At 58.3% G+C, this 19,574-nt stretch carries 21 protein-coding genes; 10 read left to right on the forward strand and 11 right to left on the reverse strand.

The genetic code is table 11. The annotated features are described in order from the left end of the window. Positions 1 to 89: 89 nt before the first annotated feature. On the reverse strand, positions 90 to 329 hold the full coding sequence (locus tag BM152_RS06810) for a DUF1150 family protein (RefSeq protein WP_066599620.1): 240 nt from the start codon (positions 327 to 329) through the stop codon (positions 90 to 92). Positions 330 to 332: 3 nt separating this feature from the next. Next, positions 333 to 746: an Hsp20 family protein gene (locus tag BM152_RS06815; protein WP_066599622.1), complete on the reverse strand. Its 414-nt coding sequence runs from the start codon at positions 744 to 746 to the stop codon at positions 333 to 335. Between the two features lie 184 nt (positions 747 to 930). Between BM152_RS06815 and BM152_RS06820 the strand changes: the two genes are divergently transcribed. The 3 genes from BM152_RS06820 to BM152_RS06830 all read left to right on the forward strand — a co-directional run bounded on the left by BM152_RS06820 (position 931) and on the right by BM152_RS06830 (position 2,767). Beyond that, positions 931 to 1,149, forward strand: coding sequence for a YdcH family protein (locus tag BM152_RS06820; RefSeq protein ID WP_066599624.1), 219 nt, complete (start codon positions 931 to 933; stop codon positions 1,147 to 1,149). Between the two features lie 66 nt (positions 1,150 to 1,215). After that, a complete protein-coding gene (gene purE, locus BM152_RS06825) occupies positions 1,216 to 1,701 on the forward strand; it encodes a 5-(carboxyamino)imidazole ribonucleotide mutase (protein ID WP_066599627.1) in 486 nt (161 codons plus the stop codon). After that, positions 1,694 to 2,767: a 5-(carboxyamino)imidazole ribonucleotide synthase gene (locus BM152_RS06830; protein ID WP_066599628.1), complete on the forward strand. Its 1,074-nt coding sequence runs from the start codon at positions 1,694 to 1,696 to the stop codon at positions 2,765 to 2,767. Before purE ends, BM152_RS06830 begins: the two co-directional genes overlap by 8 nt. 23 nt (positions 2,768 to 2,790) lie before the next feature. Here the strand turns inward: BM152_RS06830 and BM152_RS06835 are convergent, their stop codons facing one another. The 7 genes from BM152_RS06835 to BM152_RS06865 form a co-directional block, all read right to left on the reverse strand. Then, positions 2,791 to 3,294 carry a GNAT family N-acetyltransferase gene (locus BM152_RS06835; RefSeq protein WP_066599630.1) on the reverse strand — a complete coding sequence of 168 codons (504 nt, stop codon included), beginning with the start codon at positions 3,292 to 3,294 and terminating at the stop codon, positions 2,791 to 2,793. Between the two features lie 238 nt (positions 3,295 to 3,532). Continuing rightward, entirely contained in the window at positions 3,533 to 5,182 is a 1,650-nt protein-coding gene (gene groL, locus BM152_RS06840) for a chaperonin GroEL (protein ID WP_066599634.1), read from the reverse strand. A gap of 43 nt (positions 5,183 to 5,225) precedes the next feature. Then, the gene (gene groES / locus BM152_RS06845) at positions 5,226 to 5,513 is read right to left on the reverse strand and encodes a co-chaperone GroES (RefSeq protein ID WP_066599636.1); all 288 of its coding nucleotides are present in this window, start codon (positions 5,511 to 5,513) and stop codon (positions 5,226 to 5,228) included. Between the two features lie 295 nt (positions 5,514 to 5,808). Further along, complete coding sequence (locus BM152_RS06850) at positions 5,809 to 6,924, reverse strand: ABC transporter ATP-binding protein (protein WP_066599641.1); 1,116 nt, start codon at positions 6,922 to 6,924, stop codon at positions 5,809 to 5,811. 4 nt (positions 6,925 to 6,928) lie between these two features. After that, positions 6,929 to 7,807, reverse strand: coding sequence for a carbohydrate ABC transporter permease (locus BM152_RS06855; protein WP_066599642.1), 879 nt, complete (start codon positions 7,805 to 7,807; stop codon positions 6,929 to 6,931). Continuing rightward, positions 7,807 to 8,691, reverse strand: coding sequence for a carbohydrate ABC transporter permease (locus BM152_RS06860; RefSeq protein WP_066599644.1), 885 nt, complete (start codon positions 8,689 to 8,691; stop codon positions 7,807 to 7,809). The genes BM152_RS06855 and BM152_RS06860 overlap by 1 nt, the downstream gene beginning before the upstream one ends. A 116-nt stretch (positions 8,692 to 8,807) precedes the next feature. Then, the gene (locus tag BM152_RS06865) at positions 8,808 to 10,046 is read right to left on the reverse strand and encodes an ABC transporter substrate-binding protein (RefSeq protein WP_066599647.1); all 1,239 of its coding nucleotides are present in this window, start codon (positions 10,044 to 10,046) and stop codon (positions 8,808 to 8,810) included. Positions 10,047 to 10,246: 200 nt separating this feature from the next. Here BM152_RS06865 and BM152_RS06870 point away from each other — a divergent pair, with 200 nt between their 5' ends. Together BM152_RS06870 and BM152_RS06875 are read left to right on the forward strand one after the other, a co-directional pair. Then, positions 10,247 to 11,263 carry a LacI family transcriptional regulator gene (locus tag BM152_RS06870; protein WP_111481350.1) on the forward strand — a complete coding sequence of 339 codons (1,017 nt, stop codon included), beginning with the start codon at positions 10,247 to 10,249 and terminating at the stop codon, positions 11,261 to 11,263. Next, complete coding sequence (locus BM152_RS06875) at positions 11,256 to 12,503, forward strand: AGE family epimerase/isomerase (RefSeq protein WP_066599651.1); 1,248 nt, start codon at positions 11,256 to 11,258, stop codon at positions 12,501 to 12,503. The genes BM152_RS06870 and BM152_RS06875 overlap by 8 nt, the downstream gene beginning before the upstream one ends. On the opposite strand, the gene BM152_RS06880 is transcribed toward BM152_RS06875, so the two are convergent. Then, complete coding sequence (locus BM152_RS06880) at positions 12,500 to 13,234, reverse strand: DUF2161 domain-containing phosphodiesterase (RefSeq protein ID WP_231730467.1); 735 nt, start codon at positions 13,232 to 13,234, stop codon at positions 12,500 to 12,502. The two genes, BM152_RS06875 and BM152_RS06880, sit on opposite strands and share 4 nt — an antisense overlap. A 7-nt stretch (positions 13,235 to 13,241) precedes the next feature. On the opposite strand from BM152_RS06880, the gene BM152_RS06885 reads away from it, so the two are divergent. Then, positions 13,242 to 14,162, forward strand: a complete 921-nt coding sequence (locus tag BM152_RS06885) for a manganese-dependent inorganic pyrophosphatase (RefSeq protein WP_066599654.1) — start codon at positions 13,242 to 13,244, stop codon at positions 14,160 to 14,162. Positions 14,163 to 14,228: 66 nt separating this feature from the next. Then, complete coding sequence (locus tag BM152_RS06890) at positions 14,229 to 14,720, forward strand: GNAT family N-acetyltransferase (RefSeq protein WP_066599744.1); 492 nt, start codon at positions 14,229 to 14,231, stop codon at positions 14,718 to 14,720. Positions 14,721 to 14,736: 16 nt separating this feature from the next. On the opposite strand, the gene BM152_RS06895 is transcribed toward BM152_RS06890, so the two are convergent. After that, on the reverse strand, positions 14,737 to 16,932 hold the full coding sequence (locus BM152_RS06895) for a primosomal protein N' (protein ID WP_066599656.1): 2,196 nt from the start codon (positions 16,930 to 16,932) through the stop codon (positions 14,737 to 14,739). A gap of 104 nt (positions 16,933 to 17,036) precedes the next feature. On the opposite strand from BM152_RS06895, the gene fsa reads away from it, so the two are divergent. The 3 genes from fsa (at position 17,037) to BM152_RS06910 (ending at position 19,530) form a co-directional block, all read left to right on the forward strand. Further along, positions 17,037 to 17,690, forward strand: coding sequence for a fructose-6-phosphate aldolase (gene fsa, locus BM152_RS06900; protein ID WP_066599659.1), 654 nt, complete (start codon positions 17,037 to 17,039; stop codon positions 17,688 to 17,690). A 185-nt stretch (positions 17,691 to 17,875) separates the two neighbouring features. Beyond that, positions 17,876 to 18,607 (forward strand): DUF484 family protein, encoded by a 732-nt coding sequence (locus BM152_RS06905; RefSeq protein ID WP_066599660.1) that lies wholly within the window; start codon positions 17,876 to 17,878, stop codon positions 18,605 to 18,607. Further along, positions 18,604 to 19,530 carry a tyrosine recombinase XerC gene (locus tag BM152_RS06910; RefSeq protein WP_066599662.1) on the forward strand — a complete coding sequence of 309 codons (927 nt, stop codon included), beginning with the start codon at positions 18,604 to 18,606 and terminating at the stop codon, positions 19,528 to 19,530. Before BM152_RS06905 ends, BM152_RS06910 begins: the two co-directional genes overlap by 4 nt. The last annotated feature ends 44 nt before the right edge of the window (positions 19,531 to 19,574 follow it).

Genomic DNA, 19,574 nt, shown 5'->3' on the forward strand with positions numbered 1-19,574 from the left:
AAAAGCCCCGATAATTCGGGGCTTTTTCATCTCATCTGACACTCAGATCAAACCGGCTCGGCGTTACGAGCCTGCTGTGAAAGCAAATACTAGTGGACGTTCACCGGCGCGAAATCGTGTTCGCGCGCGAGCGCAAAGGCCAAGGGCCGGTTCGCCACAAGTGCCAGTTGCGTGCCTTCTGCATCGTTGAGCGAGTAGATTTTCTCAAGCCCTTCAGCCTGTGCTTGCACTTCTTTCGGCAGATCGGACACGGCGATGGGACGCACATAAGCGATTCTGACCGTTTGAGCATCGTCTGAAAAGGGCGCTTTCGGATAACGCGTATTCATGACTTATCCCTTCCTGATTTGAATGGTTTGCACGACGGTTTCCGGCTCCGCCCGTGTCAGGTCGATATGCAGCAACCCGTTCTCCATGGACGCGCCATGTACTTCGACCCCGTCGGCCAGCACAAAAGAGCGCTGGAATTGCCGTCCGGCAATACCGCGATGCAGGAACACGCGCTCCTCTGAGTCCTCGGGTAGACGTCCACGCACGACCAGTTGACGGTCTTCAAGCGTGATCGCGAGATCGGCTTCGGAAAACCCAGCCACGGCCAGAGTGATCCGGTATTCGTTCGCGGAAGATTGCTCGATATTATATGGGGGATAGCCGCCGGCGTCTGATTTCGCCGTGCGCTCTACCAAACGCTCCAACTGGTCAAAGCCCAGCAGAAACGGATGGGCCCCAAAGCTCACTTTCGTCATCACCACGTCCTTTCTCAGAAGCGACTGTGCCTGTTTCGCGGGTCCCGAATGCGGCAACCCTTCTGTAGAAAATATGGGAAGTTTGACGCGAAGCTTCAAGAGCCTCTCAGAACGCTTTGAGTTTTGCGCATTTGGGGCTAAACTGAAGGAAGCTGTCGCCGAAACAACATATAGAGACAACGCGATGAACGTGTCCAACCGGATGAATCACCTGGAAGTGCTCAAGGTCAAACTGGAGATGCTCAAACGCGAGCACAGCGATCTTGATGCTGCGATCGACGCGATGCAGGAGACCGGGCATCTTGATGCGTTGCGCTTGCAGCGGATGAAAAAACAAAAACTGGCCATCAAAGACCGGATTGCGGTCATAGAAGACCAGATCACCCCTGATATTATCGCCTAAACATTGCGAAACCCCGGGCATCGGCTATAAGTCGGCAAAGCGACATTTTCCCGGGAGATAGGCCATATGAACGTCGAGGTCGGCATCATCATGGGCAGCCAGTCGGACTGGCCCACCATGAAACGCGCAGCAGAAATTCTGGATGAACTGGGCGTGGCCTATGAGGCGAAAATCGTCTCCGCCCATCGCACACCGGACCGGCTGTGGAGCTATGGCAAGGAGGCCGCAGGACGCGGGCTCAAGGTCATCATCGCAGGCGCAGGTGGTGCCGCGCATCTTCCGGGGATGATGTCCTCGAAGACCCGTGTGCCGGTAATCGGCGTTCCGGTCCAGACCCGCGCGCTTTCCGGCGTCGACAGTCTTTATTCCATTGTGCAAATGCCCAAAGGCTTTCCCGTCGCCACGATGGCGATTGGCGAAGCGGGCGCGGCCAATGCCGGCTTGATGGCCGCAGGCATCCTTGCCACCTCAGATCCGGCCCTTGCCGAACGGCTTGACGCATGGCGCGAAGCCCTTTCTGCCTCTATTCCGGATGAGCCGACAGATGACTGATATTCTCCCTTCCGGTGCGACCATTGGTATTCTGGGTGGCGGTCAGCTTGGCCGGATGCTCTCTGTCGCGGCCTCCCGCCTCGGGTTCAAGACCCATATTTTCGAGCCGGGGGCCAACCCGCCCGCAGGCCATGTGGCCGAGCGTGTAACCACCGCCGCCTATGAGGACGAGGCCGCATTGCGCGCCTTTGCCGAAAGCGTTGATGTGGTGACCTATGAATTCGAAAACGTGCCGACCTCGGCGCTTGATCTCATCGAATCCATCGTGCCGATCCGCCCGAACCGGCGCGCGCTGGCTGTGTCGCAGGATCGCGTGACAGAAAAGACGTTTCTTGCAGATCTGGGCCTTCAGGTCGCTCCCTTCGCGGCGGTCGAGACCGCAGCGGAACTGGACGCCGCGCTGACAGAGATCAACGCACCGGCGATCCTCAAGACCCGCCGCTTCGGCTATGATGGCAAGGGACAGGCCCGCATCATGGCACCGGACGACGCAGATCAGGCGCTCGCGGACATGGCAGGCGCCCCCGCTATTCTCGAAGGCTTCGTGGATTTCAGCCACGAGGTATCAGTCATTGCCGCACGCGGTCAGGCAGGAGACATCTCCTGTTTCGACCCGGGGGAAAACGTGCACAAATCCGGCATTTTGCACACCACCACCGTCCCAGCCCGCCTCAGCCCTGCGCAACGCACCGATGCCGTTCTTCTGGCCGCCAAGATATTGAACGCACTGGATTATGTCGGGGTTATGGGGGTCGAGCTTTTCGTCACATCAGCCGGTTTGGTGGTCAACGAAATCGCGCCCCGCGTGCACAATTCCGGCCACTGGACGCAAAACGGCTGTGTGATCGACCAGTTCGAGCAGCACATCCGCGCTGTGGTCGGCTGGCCCTTGGGGGACGGCAAACGGCATTCAAATGTCGAAATGCTGAACCTGATTGGTGACGATGTGGAGCGGATACCGGAGTTCGCCAAGGACGGCTCTGTCGCCATCCACCTCTATGGCAAAGCTGATGTGAAACCCGGTCGCAAAATGGGGCACGTCAACAAAATCACGGGCGCGGCATAAGCCGCAACCACCTCACACGCTCCTCACGAAGAGGATTGTTCCTCGATGAATGTCGCATAGGCGTCGGGATACACCAGCTTGTGCGACGACATCCCAGTCCCCGGCGCAATGGGATAGAGCAAGGTATGCTCCGGCATGACCGTTGTTTCAAGATTGGACGCGGCCAACTGGGAAAATCCGACACGCGAGAAATAGTTGGGATCGCCCACAACGACGACCGCCTTGGCCCCTTCTCGCTTGGCATGGTTCATGCCGCGTGTGACCAATTCCCGCCCCATGCCGCGTTTGTGGTAGCTGGGTGAGACGGCAAGGATCGACAAGGTCCACCAATCCTCCGGCTCCACCATACGCGCACAGCAGATATAGCCGACTATCGTCCCGTCTTCACAGGCGACACGCTCCATCGCAACCGCATCCTCGTCTCGGAGGCATTTAGCCAGCCGGAACATCTCCGAATTTCCGAAGGTGCTGTCCAAGAGGACTGAAATGGCGAGGTCGTCATCGGGGGTCAGGGCTCTTAATTGCATTGTCTCACTCTTCGACGTGGCTACGACTTACCTTGCAGGAGTATAAATTCTTCGCAAGTGCGAAATGCTGCCAACGGAGAGGAAAAAGGCAATACAGATTTTTAGTCCTATTCCTGAGCGTGTTAGGCCGCTTTTGCAGCCCTAAAGAAACTCATGCCGCTCCCAAAGGAAAAGGGCCGCCCATAGGCGACCCTTTAAATGTGAGCCGGTTGGCTTGATCACATCTCTTGCGAGATGCTTACATCATGCCGCCCATGCCGCCCATGCCGCCCATGTCGGGCATGCCGCCACCAGCGCCAGCGCCGTCTTTGGACGGTTTGTCAGCAACCATAGCTTCGGTCGTGATCAGCAGACCTGCGATGGACGCAGCGTCTTCCAGAGCCGTGCGGGTCACTTTGGCCGGATCGATCACACCGAAAGCGAACATGTCGCCATATTCTTCGGTTTGAGCGTTGAAGCCAAAGGCCAGATCGTCGGACTCGCGGATTTTGCCAGCCACAACAGCGCCGTCGACGCCTGCGTTTTCAGCAATCTGACGCAGCGGAGCTTCGATGGCTTTCTTCACGATGTGAATACCAGCGTCCTGATCGGCATTGGCGCCTTTGAGACCTTCGAGGCCTTTACCAGCCTGAACGAGGGCCACACCGCCACCCACAACGATGCCTTCTTGAACAGCAGCGCGGGTTGCGTTGAGAGCATCATCCACACGATCTTTGCGCTCTTTCACTTCCACTTCGGTCATGCCGCCAACGCGGATGACAGCCACACCGCCAGCAAGTTTCGCAACGCGTTCTTGCAGTTTTTCACGGTCGTAGTCAGAGGTGGTTTCTTCGATCTGGGTGCGGATCTGAGCCACGCGAGCTTCGATTTCCGCTTTCTCGCCAGCACCGTCGACGATGGTGGTTTCGTCTTTGGAGATGGTGATTTTCTTGGCGGAGCCGAGCATGTCCATAGTGACATTTTCGAGCTTCATGCCGAGATCTTCGGAGATCACCTGACCGCCGGTGAGGATCGCAATGTCTTGCAGCATGGCTTTACGACGATCACCGAAGCCCGGTGCTTTGACAGCTGCGATTTTCAGACCGCCGCGCAGTTTGTTGACCACGAGAGTTGCCAGCGCTTCGCCTTCAACATCTTCAGCGATGATGAGAAGCGGTTTTTGCGACTGGATAACTTGCTCAAGAAGCGGAACCATCGGCTGAAGCGAGGAGAGCTTTTTCTCGTGCAGAAGCACGATGCAGTCATCGAGTTCTGCGAGCATCTTGTCGGCGTTGGTCACGAAATACGGGGACAGGTAGCCACGGTCGAACTGCATGCCTTCGACCACGGTGGTCTCGGTTTCCATGCCTTTGTTTTCTTCAACAGTGATCACACCGTCGTTGCCGACTTTCTGCATCGCGTCGGCGATCTGACGACCGATTTCAGCTTCGCCGTTGGCAGAGATGGTGCCGACCTGAGCCACTTCGGCAGAGTCGTTCACCGGACGGGATGCCGCTTTGATCGCTTCCACGACATTCGCAGTCGCAAGATCGATCCCGCGCTTCAGATCCATCGGGTTCAGACCGGCAGCAACCTGCTTGAGGCCTTCTTTGATGATGGACTGTGCCAGAACGGTGGCGGTGGTGGTGCCGTCGCCAGCTTCGTCATTGGTGCGGGAAGCAACTTCCTTCACCATTTGGGCGCCCATGTTTTCGAACTTGTCTTCGAGCTCGATCTCTTTGGCCACGGACACACCGTCTTTGGTGATGCGCGGTGCGCCGAAGGATTTGTCGAGAACCACGTTGCGGCCTTTCGGACCGAGGGTCACCTTCACTGCGTCGGCGAGGATGTTCACGCCTTTGAGCATGCGATTGCGTGCGTCGACGTCAAACTTGACTTCTTTAGCCATTGTTCACTCCGTAAAATAATATTGAGGGGTCGGTCTCAGGCGATCAGGAGATGATGCCGAGGATGTCCGACTCTTTCATGATGAGAAGCTCTTTGCCGTCCACGGTCACTTCCGTGCCGGACCATTTGCCAAAGAGAACAACGTCGCCTTCTTTAACGGAAGGTGCGATCAGCTCGCCGCTGTCTTTGCGGGCACCTTCGCCAACGGCGACGATTTTGCCTTCGGCAGGCTTTTCTTTCGCGCTATCGGGGATGATGAGACCGCCAGCGGTCTTTTCGTCGCTCTCAACACGTTCGACCAGAACACGGTCGTGCAGCGGTTTGAATGCCATCTTCGAGGCTCCTTCGCTCAAAGTTTCAGTTTCGGGCCCCACACCACATTGCATGGCGGAGGGCGGTAAAATCAGTCGTTAGCACTCACCTCTAGCGAGTGACAACGATGCATAGTTAGGAAGGAGGTTGATGTGAGTCAATGGGGGAGACTGAAGAAAGTCCGCACTTCAAAGCAATGGGGTGAAAGCCAGCTGAAAACGGCCTGACACGGGCCACTCGGGACGGAGCATCAAAGACAGGAAGCAAGGCCGGACAATCGCCCAACCTGCCTACCCTTTCGCGAAATAACAGGCATCACCCCGCTGCGATACGCGCTTCCGTCGCCGGATCAAAGGCGACTGCCTTTTCCATATTAATGGCAAAGTCAAAAGGCTGCCCCGCATGCACATCGGTGTCCGCCCGAAGCCGTGCGATCACGTCCTTGCCGCCAAACGTCGTGGTCACAAAAGTGTCCGAGCCCGCAGGTTCCGTCACCTCGACCATATTGTGCAACACCTCGATATTCTCGGATGTCCTGTCCGCCCCATCCATGTCCGTGATGGCCTCGGGCCGCAGTCCCAGAAGAATATCCCTGCCCTCCCATTCGGCCAGATTGGGCTGGCTGAATTTCAAGAACACGCTCTCGCCCTTCGCATTGGTCAGTTCGGCATAAGGCAGACCGTCGCGCAGCACCACTTTGGCCGGAACAATGTTCATCGCGGGGCTGCCCATGAAAGTCGCTACAAAGATATTGGCCGGCGTGTCGTAAATCTCTTTCGGCGTGCCAAGCTGCTGGACATATCCGCCATTCATCACCGCAATGCGGGTGGAAAGCGTCAGGGCCTCGATTTGGTCGTGGGTCACATAGACGATGGTGGTCTTGAGCTTTGCATGGAGCTTCTTGATCTCCGTGCGCATGTCGACCCGCAGCTTTGCATCCAGATTCGACAGAGGCTCGTCGAACAAAAAGACATCCGGCTCACGGACAAGCGCGCGGCCCATCGCGACCCGCTGACGCTGACCACCGGACAATTGCCCCGGCTTGCGGTCCAGAAGATTGTCGATCTGCAACAGCTTGGCCACATCACGCAACGCCCGCTCGCGCTCCGGCTTGGGCACACCGTGCATCTCAAGACCGAAGGTCATGTTCTGACCAACCGTCATATTCGGGTAGAGTGCATAGCTTTGGAACACCATCGCGATGTTGCGTTTGGACGGATGCACCCCGTTGACGACGCGACCATTGATCGAAATGTCGCCGCTCGTGATGTCCTCAAGCCCCGCAATCATGTTGAGCAAGGTCGACTTGCCACAGCCCGAAGGCCCGACCAGCACGAGGAATTCTCCCTCCTCCGCACTGATGTCCACCTTATGCAAAACCTCGACCGAGCCGTAAGATTTCGTGACGTTCTTGATGTCGAGAAAACCCATTTTCTTAACCTTTGACTGAGCCTGCCATCAAGCCGCGGACGAAATACCGGCCAGCGACGATGTAAACGAGAAGCGTTGGAAGAGCGGCAAAGATCGCGGCAGCGAAATGCACGTTATATTCTTTGACGCCTTGCGAAGATTGAACGAGGTTGTTGAGCGCCACCGTCACCGGCTGCGATGTGCCGCCGAAAGAGGAACCGAACAGGAAGTCGTTCCAGATGTTGGTGAACAGCCAGATGACCGAGACCACAGTGATCGGACCGGAAACCGGCAGCAGGATGCGCCAGAAAATCCGGAAGAACCCCGCCCCGTCAATCATCGCGGCCCGCACCAGTTCGGTCGGAAAGGCGGCATAGTAGTTCCGGTAATAGAGCGTCGAGAACCCGACCCCGTAGACCACATGCACCAAGATCAGTCCGGGAATTGAACCAGCGAGGCCCAGCTTGCCTAGAACCGCCGCCATAGGGATCAGAACGATCTGGAACGGAATGAAGCAGGAAAACAGCATCAGCCCGAACAGGATCGTATCCCCGCGAAACCGCCATTTGGTTAGCACATAGCCATTGAGCGCCCCCAGAACGGTCGTGATCGCCACCGCAGGCACAACCATCAGAAGGGAGTTGATGAAATACGGGCGTAAACCCGTCGGCTCGACCCCGATCTGGGCGGTGGACCATGCCTTGAACCACGGCTCGATCGTCCATTTCTGCGGCAGGGCCAACATGTTGCCGCCGGTGATCTCGTCGAGCGGCTTGACCGAGTTGGTGAGCATCACGAACAGCGGCAAGAGATAGAAAAGCGCAAAGAGCAGCAACACCAGATAGATGAGCACACGGTAGACACGCCCCGTTTTAACGGCATTCTCCTGAGCAGCGGCGGACATCAGCGCTTCTCCTTCAGTTCGGAATAGAGATAGGGCGTCATGATCGCCGCAATCGTCATCAGCATGATAACCGCACTGGCGGCACCGGTGCCCATCTGGTTCCGCGTGAATGTGTAGGAATACATGAACGTCGCCGGAAGCTCCGTCGCTCGTCCCGGCCCGCCGCCTGTCAATGCAATCACAAGGTCATAGGATTTGACCGCAAGATGCGACAGGATCACGAAGGCGGACAGAAAGGCCGGTCGCAAAAGCGGGATCACAATACGCCGGTAGAGGTTCCAGTTCGACGCCCCGTCGATCTGGGCGGCCTTGAGGATTTCATTGTCGATGCCACGCAATCCGGCAAGGAACATCGCCATGACAAAACCGCTCGTCTGCCACACAGCGGCAAGAACAACGGTATAAATGGCATAGTTCCGGTCCTTGATCCAACGGAATTCAAAGCTCTCCCAACCCCACATATGCATGGTGTTTTCCAGCCCGATACCGGGGTCGAGAAACCACTTCCATGCGGTGCCCGTCACGATGAACGACAACGCCATTGGATAAAGGTAAATCGGACGCAACATCCCTTCGCCACGGATTTTCTGATCCAGAAAAATCGCCAGCATCAGGCCAATGCCGATGCAAATCACGATATAGAGCGAAGAGAAAACAGCCAGATTCTTGATGGCAACCCACCACGCCCGCAGCCCCCAAAGGCGCTCGTAATTGGCAAACCCCACGAAATCGGTGTTGGGCAGCATCCGCGAGTTGGTGAAACTCAGATACACGGTGAAGAGAATGAAGCCGTAAACAAACACCAAGGTCAGCGCGAGGGATGGCGAAAGCACCAGCTTTGGTATCCAGTTCTGCAACCGGCTTTTAAGATCCTGATCCGTCACTCGAAAATTCCCCGTTCATGAGCATGGGATGAGAGGTGAACGCCCCGCGGCATCCGGCAAATACAAAGCGGCCTGCCGGAAAAAATGCGCGGACAGATCGCCCGCGCATCAGAAGGTTACAGGGTAGATTCGACAGCGTTGACCAGTTCTTCAGCCGCTGTTTGCGCATCAAACTCACCGTTGAAATGCGCTGTGACGACATCATAGATCGCGTTTTTCACAGCCGCCGGAACAGAGTGACCATGCGCCATCGAGCCAAAGAGGCGCCCGTTGGCCGATGCATCGGCCAGATCCGCCATGCCTTTTTTTCCGCAATCGTCAAAGTCTGTGTTCGGCACATCCGTCCGCGCCGGAACAGAGCCCTTCACGACATTGAAAGCCGACTGGAACACAGGGTCCATGACCGCTTTTGCCATCGCATATTGCGCCGTGGTGTTCTCGCCCACATCAAACATCACGAACTGGTCGGAGTTGAATGTGACAGCTCCCTGCGTGCCAGGGAAACGGATACAGACGAAGTCCTCGCCCGGCACCTGATCGGCCCGCAGGAATTCGCCCTTGGCCCAGTCGCCCATCATCTGCGCACCAGCCTCACCGTTGATGACCATTGCAGAGGCAAGGTTCCAGTCGCGGCCCGAGAAATTGTCGTCCACATAGCTGCGCAGGACCGCCATACGTTCGAAGGCTTCCACCATCTTGTCGCCGCCCAGTGCATCCGGATCGAGATCGATCAAGGCGGATTTGTAGAAGTCATCGCCCAGTCCGAGCACAACCGCATCGAACAAGGTTCCGTCCTGCCACGCCTGACCACCATGCGCCAAAGGCGTCACGCCGTTGGCCTTCATCGCATCAAGCACCGCGATGAACTCTTCCCAGCTTGTCGGCTCACCCAGACCTGTCGCGTCCAGAACGGATTTGTTCATCCAGACCCAATTGGTCGAATGCACGTTCACAGGGGCCGCGATCCAGTTGCCGTCATATTTGGAAAAGAACTGGAGCGCCTCCGGTACAACCGCATCCCAGCCTTCAACTTCGGCAACCTCGTTCAGGTTGCCCAACACGCCCTCAGCGGCCCAGTCCTTAATATCGAAACCGAGCATCTGAACAGCCGTCGGCGCATCGCCTGCCGTGACACGCGCACGTAGAGTGGTCATAGCCGCCTCACCGCCGCCGCCAGCCACTGGCATATCGACCCAGCCGATACCCTGTGCCGCGAGATCCTCTTTCAGAACGTTAAGCGCAGCCGCTTCGCCGCCACTGGTCCACCAATGCAGAACCTCAACATCTTCAGCCGAAGATGCGCCCGCAAGCACAGCGCCAATGGCAGCTGTCGCCATAAGTTTCGTAAGTTTCATAGAATCCTCCCAAAATTCACTTTAAAATTTATAACGTTTAACTACGCCAGTCTGTCAAGAAGTATGTTCAGCTTTATTTTTTGCGAAAATCATTTTATTTCAATTGAATATAACTCCATATCAGAATGTAGGCCGAAAAATACAGTTGATTATGGCGCTTATAACGTATCAAATCGCGTGACCAAACGAGGACGCAACCCGTGCTAAAGCAACCCAAAAACAGACGCCCGACACAGCGCAGCATTGCGCAGAAACTCGGTCTTTCTGTTGCAACCGTATCGCGTGCCCTCTCCGGCGATCCTCTCATTGCACTGGAAACCCGCAAGCTCGTGACCGACACCGCCAATGCCTTGGGTTATGTGCCGGATCGGGCTGCCCAAAGGCTGCGCACAGGGCGCACGAATGTCATCAGTCTGGTCCTGCCCGCCCACGAAGAAATCCTTGGCTTTGGCAACTCTCTTGTCCGTGGTATTTTCACCGCGCTTGGTCATTCACACTACCACCTCGTCGTGATGCCCACATTCGACACCGAGGCGGCGGATGCGACTGTGCGGCGGATCGTTCAGAACGGTCTGGCCGATGGCATCCTGCTGTCACGGACCGAACCGAATGACATCCGGATCAGGCATCTGATCGAAAACGACTTTCCGTTTGTCTCCCATGGCCGCACGGAGCTTGCGACCCCGCATCCGTTTGTTGACTTCGACAATTACGGCTTCGCCTATCAATCCGTTCACAGGCTTGTCGCGGCGGGGGCGGACAAGCTGATGATCCTGCTGCCGCAAGAGCATCTGACCTTTCACCACCACCTCAAACAGGGCTTTATGGCCGCTGTGCGTGAAACCGGCGCGTCCTATGAAAACATCTCTTCGGTCACTCTCGACAGCCCGCCGGAAGACATCGCAACCGCCATCAAGACCCGCTTTACCGAAAGTGCCCCGCCCGACGGGCTGATCCTGCCCGGAGACACCTCCGCGCTCGCAACGCTGGCGGCGCTTGACGACATCGGCCTCAAACCCGGCAAAGACGTTTTCATTACGACCAAGCAAACCTCCGGCGCCTTTGATTTCGTCCGACCCAAAATCCCCAGTGTCTTCGAAGATATTGCCGCTGCAGGCGAATTGATGGCCGCCTATCTCATTCAACGCCTCGAAGGGGCGAAAGCCGAAGACCTTCAGTTTGTCCAGAAAATCGAAAAGGGACCTCAAGATGAGTGATACCATTGCGCATGATGCCTCTGTCATTGGCCCTGATGATCCTGCCGCATTCTGGATCGACACGCAGGAGCACCGCAGCGGGCTGCGCGCGGATGCCGGACGCCAGCTCGACTTTTTCCGCAAGAGCTTTCGCCCCGAGGGCGGGTTCTATCAACTGGACGCAGATGGCGCGCCGCTTCGTGACCTGCCGCAAGAGCTTTTCGCCACCACGCGCATGGTGCATTCCTATGCGCTCGGTGCCCTGTTCGGCTTTGACGATTGCGAACAGATGATTGATCACGGGCTGAAATTCATCACAAAGGCCCACCGCGATCCTGTGCATGGAGGCTATTTGTGGTCGCTCCGCCATGGCGAAATCTGCAACGATCAAAAGCTCGCCTATGGTCATGCCTTTGTCCTTCTGGCCGCTGCCAGCGCCATGCAAGCCGGACATCCCGACGCGCGACCGCTGCTGGACGACATCACCTCTGTGCTGCTGGAGCGATTCTGGGAAGACGACGCAGGCCTCTTTGCGGATGAAGCCAATCGGGACTGGACGCCCTTCTCGACCTATCGCGGTTTCAACGCCAATATGCACGCCACCGAAGCGCTTCTGACCGCCTTCGAGGCGACCGGAGACACGCTCTATCTGGACATGGCGGGCCGAATTCTGGATTTCTTTGTCCGTCAGAAAGCCGCCGCAAACGATTTCCGTATTCCCGAGCATTACACGAAAGACTGGGCGGTGGATCACAACTATTCCGGCGACCCGATGTTCCGGCCTTCAGGCACAACACCGGGGCATTCCTTTGAACTGGCGCGACTGCTTCTGCAATACTGGGACCTGTCGGGCCGCAAGGATGACGACGCACCGGCTCTGGCACGCAGCTTGGTGGAACGCGCTCTGGCGGACGGGTGGGAAAGTACCTCCGGCGGGATCATCTACACCGTCGACTACAACGGCAAACCCAGCGAGACCGCGCGCTACTGGTGGCCCGTGGCCGAAGCCATCGGGGTCTTTGCCGCGCTGATCAAGCTCGAACACCGCGCCTCCGACGAAGGCTGGTATCGCCGCCTCTGGTCATTTGCGGAGACCTCCTTCATCGACCGCAAGACGGGCGGCTGGTATCCGGAGATCGACGCAAACGGTGCGCATACAGACCACCAGTTCATCGGCAAGCCTGACATCTATCACGCCCTGCAAGCCGACCTGTTCCCCCTGTCGCCGAAACTGTCCAATATCATGCAGACAGGTGACTAACTCTCCGGCAGGGCGGCATAAATGCCGGTTTCCACCTTCTCGAACCATCCGTAATGGTTGTCGCGCATGAGGCGGGTGGCATTTGCCACGCCCGTCTCCCGCGCCACGACCGCGCCTTTCGACGGGCCATGCGCGCGCAGATAGGCGCGGCATTTTTCCGCATCCTGCCGGTAGGCCGTCACCCGCCCTCCGGCCTTTGAGCCGCCAAGGTTCGGATCCCCTTCGCGCCTGTGGAATTCGGCCAAGAGCTTCTCGGTCTTTGCCTTGTTCTTACGCGGAGTAAACGGGCGCGGTTCGTGATGCACCTGCACCGTGCCCTCTGCCACATTGACCGACAACACCCCCAGCCCCAACCGCTTGCAAAGCCCGAGGTTGCCTTTGAACATCCGCCACGCAGCCCTGCCCTTCCAACGCGGCACGGCGAGATAGACCTGATCGGACATGGCCTGACGCGTGACACCTTGTTGCAAGAGTTGAAGCGTGAACCCCGTTTTCAACTCCACAATCACCGGCACCCCGTCTTTCACCGCCACCACATCGGCATCGCGCACCTCCGCTTTCACGTCGAAACCCAAGGCCTCGAAATGCGCTTTGACGGGAAGATAGAGGTCGGTTTCGCGGATCGGTTTCATAACACCTGTGATACAGGCAAGCCGTGAGCGCTCGCAAGGCGTGACAAGCCATGCCGCACTGCCTATAAGGCCCGCAAAACGATCATTCTCGAAGGACATATCCCATATGACCACGCTAGTTTTCGGCCATAAATCCCCCGACACCGATTCCACCGGCTCCCCGCTCATCTGGGCATGGTATCTCAACGAGGTCAAAGGCGTTGACGCCAAAGCCGTTCTTCTGGGCGAACCGAACACCGAAGCCGCCTTCGTGATCGAGAAATGGGGTTTCGAGAAACCCGAGATCATTTCCGAAGTCGCCGAAGATCAGGATGTCGTCATCGTCGACACCAACAACCCTGCGGAACTGCCCGAGGCGATCAACTCCGCCAATGTGACCGCGATCATTGACCACCACAAACTGGTGGGCGGGCTGGAGACCAAAGGCCCGATCGACATCACCATCCGCCCGCTGGCCTGCACCGCCACCATTATGTATGACCTGATGGGTGACGATGCCGACAAGATGCCCGACAATATCAAAGGCGCGATGCTGTCCTGCATCCTCTCGGACACGCTGGAATTCCGCTCGCCGACCACCACCGATGTGGACAAGGCACTGGCCGAGAAACTGGCCGCAGAGCTGAACCTCGATCTTGGCCAATATGCCGCCGAGATGTTCGAAGCCAAATCCGACATTTCCGCATTCTCTGACGCCGAGCTGATCCGCATGGACAGCAAGGAATACGAGATCGACGGCACCAAATTCCGCATTTCCGTGCTTGAGACCACAGCGCCGAAACTGGTGCTCGACCGTCAGGCGTCGCTTATGGAGAGCTTCAAAGCTGTCGAAGCCGAAGACGGTGTTGATCAGGTGCTGTTGTTCGTCGTGGACATTCTGAACGAAGAAGCCACTTTCTTCATCCCGAACGATCTGTGCAAAACCGTGGCCGAAAAATCCTTTGGCGTCACAGTCGAAGGCGACAAAGTGGTTCTGCCCGGTGTCATGTCCCGCAAGAAACAGATCATCCCGAACCTGAAAGTCTGAAGACCTTCCGCTCAGGATATGTTTTCAAGGGGTGCGAATTTCGCGCCCCTTTTCTTTGGAGATCCCATGCTCAATACAGATGCGCTCAAAACCCCCGACTTCATGCGCGAGATGAAACGCGGCGAAGAGCCTGCCGTCTCCGCCCTGCTTGATGCAGCCTTCGGGCAAAAGGACGAGGCGCGGCTTGTCGAGACCCTGCGCAAATCCCGCGCCATTGCAGGGGAAATGGTCCTGCCGATGGCGGGCGAAGTGATCGGCTATGCCGCACTGTCCACAATGGTCTCGCCCAAAGGCTGGCTCTGCCTTGAGCCGGTCGCTATCCGTCCCGACCTGCAAGCGCGGGGCTTCGGGCGGCGGCTGGTGGGCATGATCAGCCAGTGGGCGGAGATGTCCGGTCAGACCGTGGTGGTTCTGGGCGATCCGGCGTTTTACACCCGCTGCGGCTTTGCCCCTGTCACAGAGGATTTCACCTCTCCCTACCCGCTGGATCACACGCTGATTGCAGGACCGGCCAAAGGCAAAACCCGCACATTGACCTATCCGAAAGCCTTCGGTTGACGGCAGCAGCAGGCCCCTACCAAAAAGACTGCGGATCAATGTCGATCTGGAGCCGGACCGCGTTAGGCAGCTTCACCTGCGCGACCCAGTCGGACAAAGCCGCCTGTAGCGGAGCGCCTTTCTCCGCCTTGACCAGAAGCCGGATGCGATGCCGCCCGCGCACCCGCGCAATCGGCGCAGGCGCAGGGCCGAACAATTGCGCCCCGACGCGCTGCAAGGGGCCCGCCACCCGCGCAAGGTGATTGGCGACATCCGTCACCACGGCGAGATCAGGCCCCGACAGGATGATCCCCGCCATGCGCCCGTAAGGCGGCACCCCCGCCATTTTCCGCTCGGCTGCCTCGGCACGCCAGAACCCTTCCTCGTCACCCGCCAGAATGGCACGGATCACCGGATGCTCGGGCTGATAGGTCTGCAGCAGAGCCACGCCTTTTTTCGCCGCGCGTCCCGCGCGACCGGCCACCTGACGCATCAACTGGAAGGTCCGCTCCGCCGCACGAAGATCGGAACCTTGCAGCCCCAGATCGGCGTCGATCACCCCCACCAGAGTGAGGTTCGGGAAATTGTGCCCTTTGGCGACAAGCTGCGTGCCGATGATGATGTCCGTGTCGCCCTCCGCGATCTGGCGGATCTGCTCTTTCAAGGCCCGCGCAGAGGCAAACAGGTCCGAGGACAGGACTGCACATTTCGCCTCGGGAAACCGCTCCGTCACCTCTTCGGCCAGTCGTTCCACACCGGGGCCGACAGGGGCCAGACGCCCCTCAACCCCACAGGAGGGACAGGCTTCCGGCATCGGTTTGGTCTCGCCGCATTGGTGGCACATCAGACGCTTGAGAAAGCGGTGTTCGACCATCCGCGCATCGCAATGGTCACAGGTGATCTGATACCCGCAGGCCCGACAGATTGTGACAGGCGCAAAGCCGCGCCGGTTCAGGAACAACAGGCTCTGTTCACCCAGCCCCATCCGTTTCTTCACAGCCGCCGCAAGCGCGTCCGAAATGAACCGGGTCGAGGGCATCTTCTCGCCACGCAGATCAAGCGCATACATATCGGGCATCACCGCAGGGCCGTAACGGCTTTCAAGATCAAGGCGCTTGTATTTGCCTGCCTCGACATTCGCCCAGCTTTCCAGAGACGGCGTGGCCGAAGCCAGCACCACAGAGGCGGAACACAGGGAAGCACGCAGCACCGCCATGTCGCGGGCATTATACAGCACCCCGTCCTCTTGCTTGTAGGAGGTGTCATGTTCCTCATCGACCACGATCAGGCCAAGGTTGCGAAACGGCAGGAAAAGCGCAGATCGCGCTCCGATAACCACCTGCGCCCCGCCTTCGCCCCCCATCTTCCAGACGCGGCGGCGTTCGGTCATCGTGACACCGGAGTGCCATTCGGCAGGGCGTGCGCCAAAGCGTTCTTCAAAACGGGTGAGAAACTCGGCGGTGAGCGCGATCTCCGGCAAAAGCACCAAAGCCTGACGCCCATGTTTGAGACATTCCGCCACCGCTTCAAGATAGACTTCCGTCTTGCCCGAACCGGTCACACCTTTCAAAAGCGTGGTAGAATAGCGCTCGGAAGCCACCGCCTCGCGCAGGGCTTTAGCCGCGTTGGTCTGCGCCTCGGTCAGCGCCTTTCCCGGCGCATCCGCATCAAGACGGCGATAGGGCAAATCGCGCGGCGTGTCCTCTTCGATAATGACACCGGAGGGCAAAAGCCCCTTCACCACCGAAGATGTCACACCCGCAAGATCGGCCAGTTCCTTGAGCGTGAACGACAGCCCGCCATATTCCTCCAAGGCATCAAGCACCTTTTGACGCGCTTCGGTTTCCCGTGGCGGGCGACCTTCGCCACGCCGGTAGACCTTGCGCATCCCCGGCGGGTTCATCAGCCCCGGCGCACGGGTTGCCAGCCGCAGCATGGCAGGCATGGGGGTCAGCGTATAAGCCGCCACTTTCTCAAGAAACAGCCGCATCTCCTCGCGCATAGGGACAAGATCAAGCACCGTGGAAATTGCACGCGCTTTCGACAGATCAAACCCGCCAATCCCGTTGCCCCAGACACAGCCCAGCACCTTGCGCGGGCCAAGCGGCACTTCGACAAAAGCCCCGCGCGCAACCCCGCCTGCGGGCGCTTTGTAATCCAGCGTCCGGTCGAGCGGCTCACAGGTCAGCACGGCGACCAATCTGCCTTCGGGGTAAAACTCTGCCTCGTCCATGATGCTGTGATAGGGCTTTTGCGCGAAGCAAACCAGACCCCCTTTCTATAGGCGCTCACATGGATTAAGAGTCCGCAGGAACGCAGGCGAAAGGAGAAGCGCCCATGAAATTCTTTGTCGATACCGCTGATGTCGAGGCAATCCGTGAGTTGAACGATCTGGGGTTTGTTGACGGGGTCACCACCAACCCGTCGCTGATCAAGAAATCCGGCCGTGATATTCTCGAAGTGACCAAGGAAATCTGTGACATCGTCGGCGGTCCGGTTTCCGCCGAGGTTGTGGCTCTGGACTATGACAACATGGTTACAGAGGGCCGCAAACTGGCCAAGATCGCCTCCAATGTCGTGATCAAGCTGCCGCTGACCCTTGATGGCCTCAAGGCCTGCAAAACGCTTTCCGGCGAAGGTCACAAGATCAACGTCACGCTGTGTTTCTCGGCCAATCAGGCGCTTTTGGCGGCCAAAGCCGGTGCGACCTATATCTCGCCCTTCATCGGTCGTCTTGATGACATCAACATCGACGGGCTGGAACTGATCGAAGACATCCGCACGATCTATGACAACTACGGTTTCGAAACCGAAATCCTCGCCGCTTCCATCCGCACCGCGAACCACATGTCCGAATGTGCCAAGATCGGTGCAGACGTGGCCACCGCGCCGCCTGCCGTCATCAAAGCCATGGCCAACCATGTGCTGACGGACAAAGGTCTGGCGCAATTCGTGAAAGACGCCGAAGACGCCGGAATCAAAATCGTCTGATCGACGTTTTTTCAAACTTTCGGAAACTCCCCCGCGCCTCAGGTTCGGGGGATTTTTCATGCGTGGCCGTGATTTCGCCGATACTGCGCGGAAAGCCTCACAAATATTTGCACCTGTCGCCCGTTTTCGGGCATAGTGGGATCAACGACCGGAAAACCGGCGGATCGAGTAAAGTATGAGGCCTCATGAGCACCCAACTCCCCCGGGCGATTTCGCCCTTGGCAGAAGACCTGCGTGAAAAGATCATCTCCGATCCGGGTATGGTTCTGGATGATCAGGACGTGATGCGTGCGCTGATCGCCGCCAATGAACGCAACACCGGCGTTGCCGCCGCCAATGTCGTCGATCTGCGCGGTCTGGCGATGGAACGGCTCGAAGACCGGCTGGACCGACTCGAAGACACGCACCGCAGCGTGATCGCTGCCGCCTATGAGAACCTCGCAGGCACCAACCAGATTCACCGCGCCGTGTTGCAGCTTCTGGAGCCGACAGAATTCACCGAATTTCTCACCGCGCTCTCCGGCGACATCGCGCAAACCCTGCGCCTTGATGCGGTCCGGCTCTTGCTGGAAACCAAGGTCGAGGACGAAGACCCCGCGCTCAAAAAGCTGGGCGATGTGCTAATCACCGCAGAGCCGGGGTTCATCGAAACCTATATCACCGCAGGCCGCAATATTCCCGCGCGTCCGATCACCCTGCGTCAGGTCGCTCCCGAGACCAACGTGATCTATGGCGACACGGAGAACTTCATCCATTCCGAAGCCCTCATGCAGCTGGATTTCGGCCCCGGCCGTCTGCCCGGCCTTCTGGTCTTCGGCTCGGAAGACCCGCATATGTTCCGCCCGACTCAGGGCACGGATTTGCTCCAGTTCTTCTCCGGCGTGTTCGAAAAAATGATGCGTCGCTGGTTGGGATGAGCCTCAAACTCACAGAGGGGATGCGCGACACGCTGGCGCAATGGCTTGACCACGAGCGCGCGCTCAAATCCGCCTCGGAAAACACGATCACCGCCTATGGCCACGACGTGTCCGGCTGGTTGAGCTTTCTGGCCGAGCACGAAGGGGGCGGCTTTGGCCCCGCAGCGATTGCCCGCGTCCGTCTGAGCGACATGCGCTCATGGATGGCGCATGAACGTGGTCGCGGCGTTGCACCGCGTTCGCTGGCACGCGCCTTGTCGGCGGTCAAAACCTTCACCCGCTGGCTGGCCGAGCGCGACGGGTTTGACGCCACCGCCATTCTCGCCACCCGCTCCCCGAAGTTTCAAAAAAAACTGCCCCGCCCGCTCTCGCCCGATGCCGCGAAAGAAATGCTCTCCACCGTTGAGTTGCAAGACGAAGAACCGTGGATCGCCGCGCGCAATGTGGCGGTTGTCACGCTGCTCTACGGCTGCGGCTTGCGGATTTCGGAGGCGCTGTCGCTGACAGGATCGGATGTGCCTCTGGGCGAGGTGATCCGGATTGTGGGCAAAGGCAACAAGGAGCGCATCGTGCCGGTGCTGCCCGCCGCACGTCAGGCTGTAGCGGAATATGTCCGGCTCTGCCCCTATGACCTGCTCCCTGAAACACCCTTGTTCCGCGGAGCACGAGGCGGGGCGCTCAATCCGCGCCTGATCTCGAAAGTGACCGAGGCCGCACGGATGCAGCTTGGCCTGCCCTCCTCCGTCACGCCGCACGCGATGCGCCACAGCTTTGCGACACATCTTTTGAATGCGGGCGGAGATCTGCGTGCGATTCAGGAATTGCTGGGCCATGCCTCCCTGTCCACAACCCAAGCCTATACGGCAGTGGACAATGCGCGCCTGTTGCAAGTCTACGAGGCCGCCCACCCCCGCGCAAAATAAACCGGCGCAGCCTCGCACGCTTTTCCCCCATTTTGACGATTTCT

It is taken from the genome of Celeribacter halophilus, from assembly GCF_900114135.1.
Classification (GTDB): Bacteria; Pseudomonadota; Alphaproteobacteria; order Rhodobacterales; family Rhodobacteraceae; genus Celeribacter; species Celeribacter halophilus.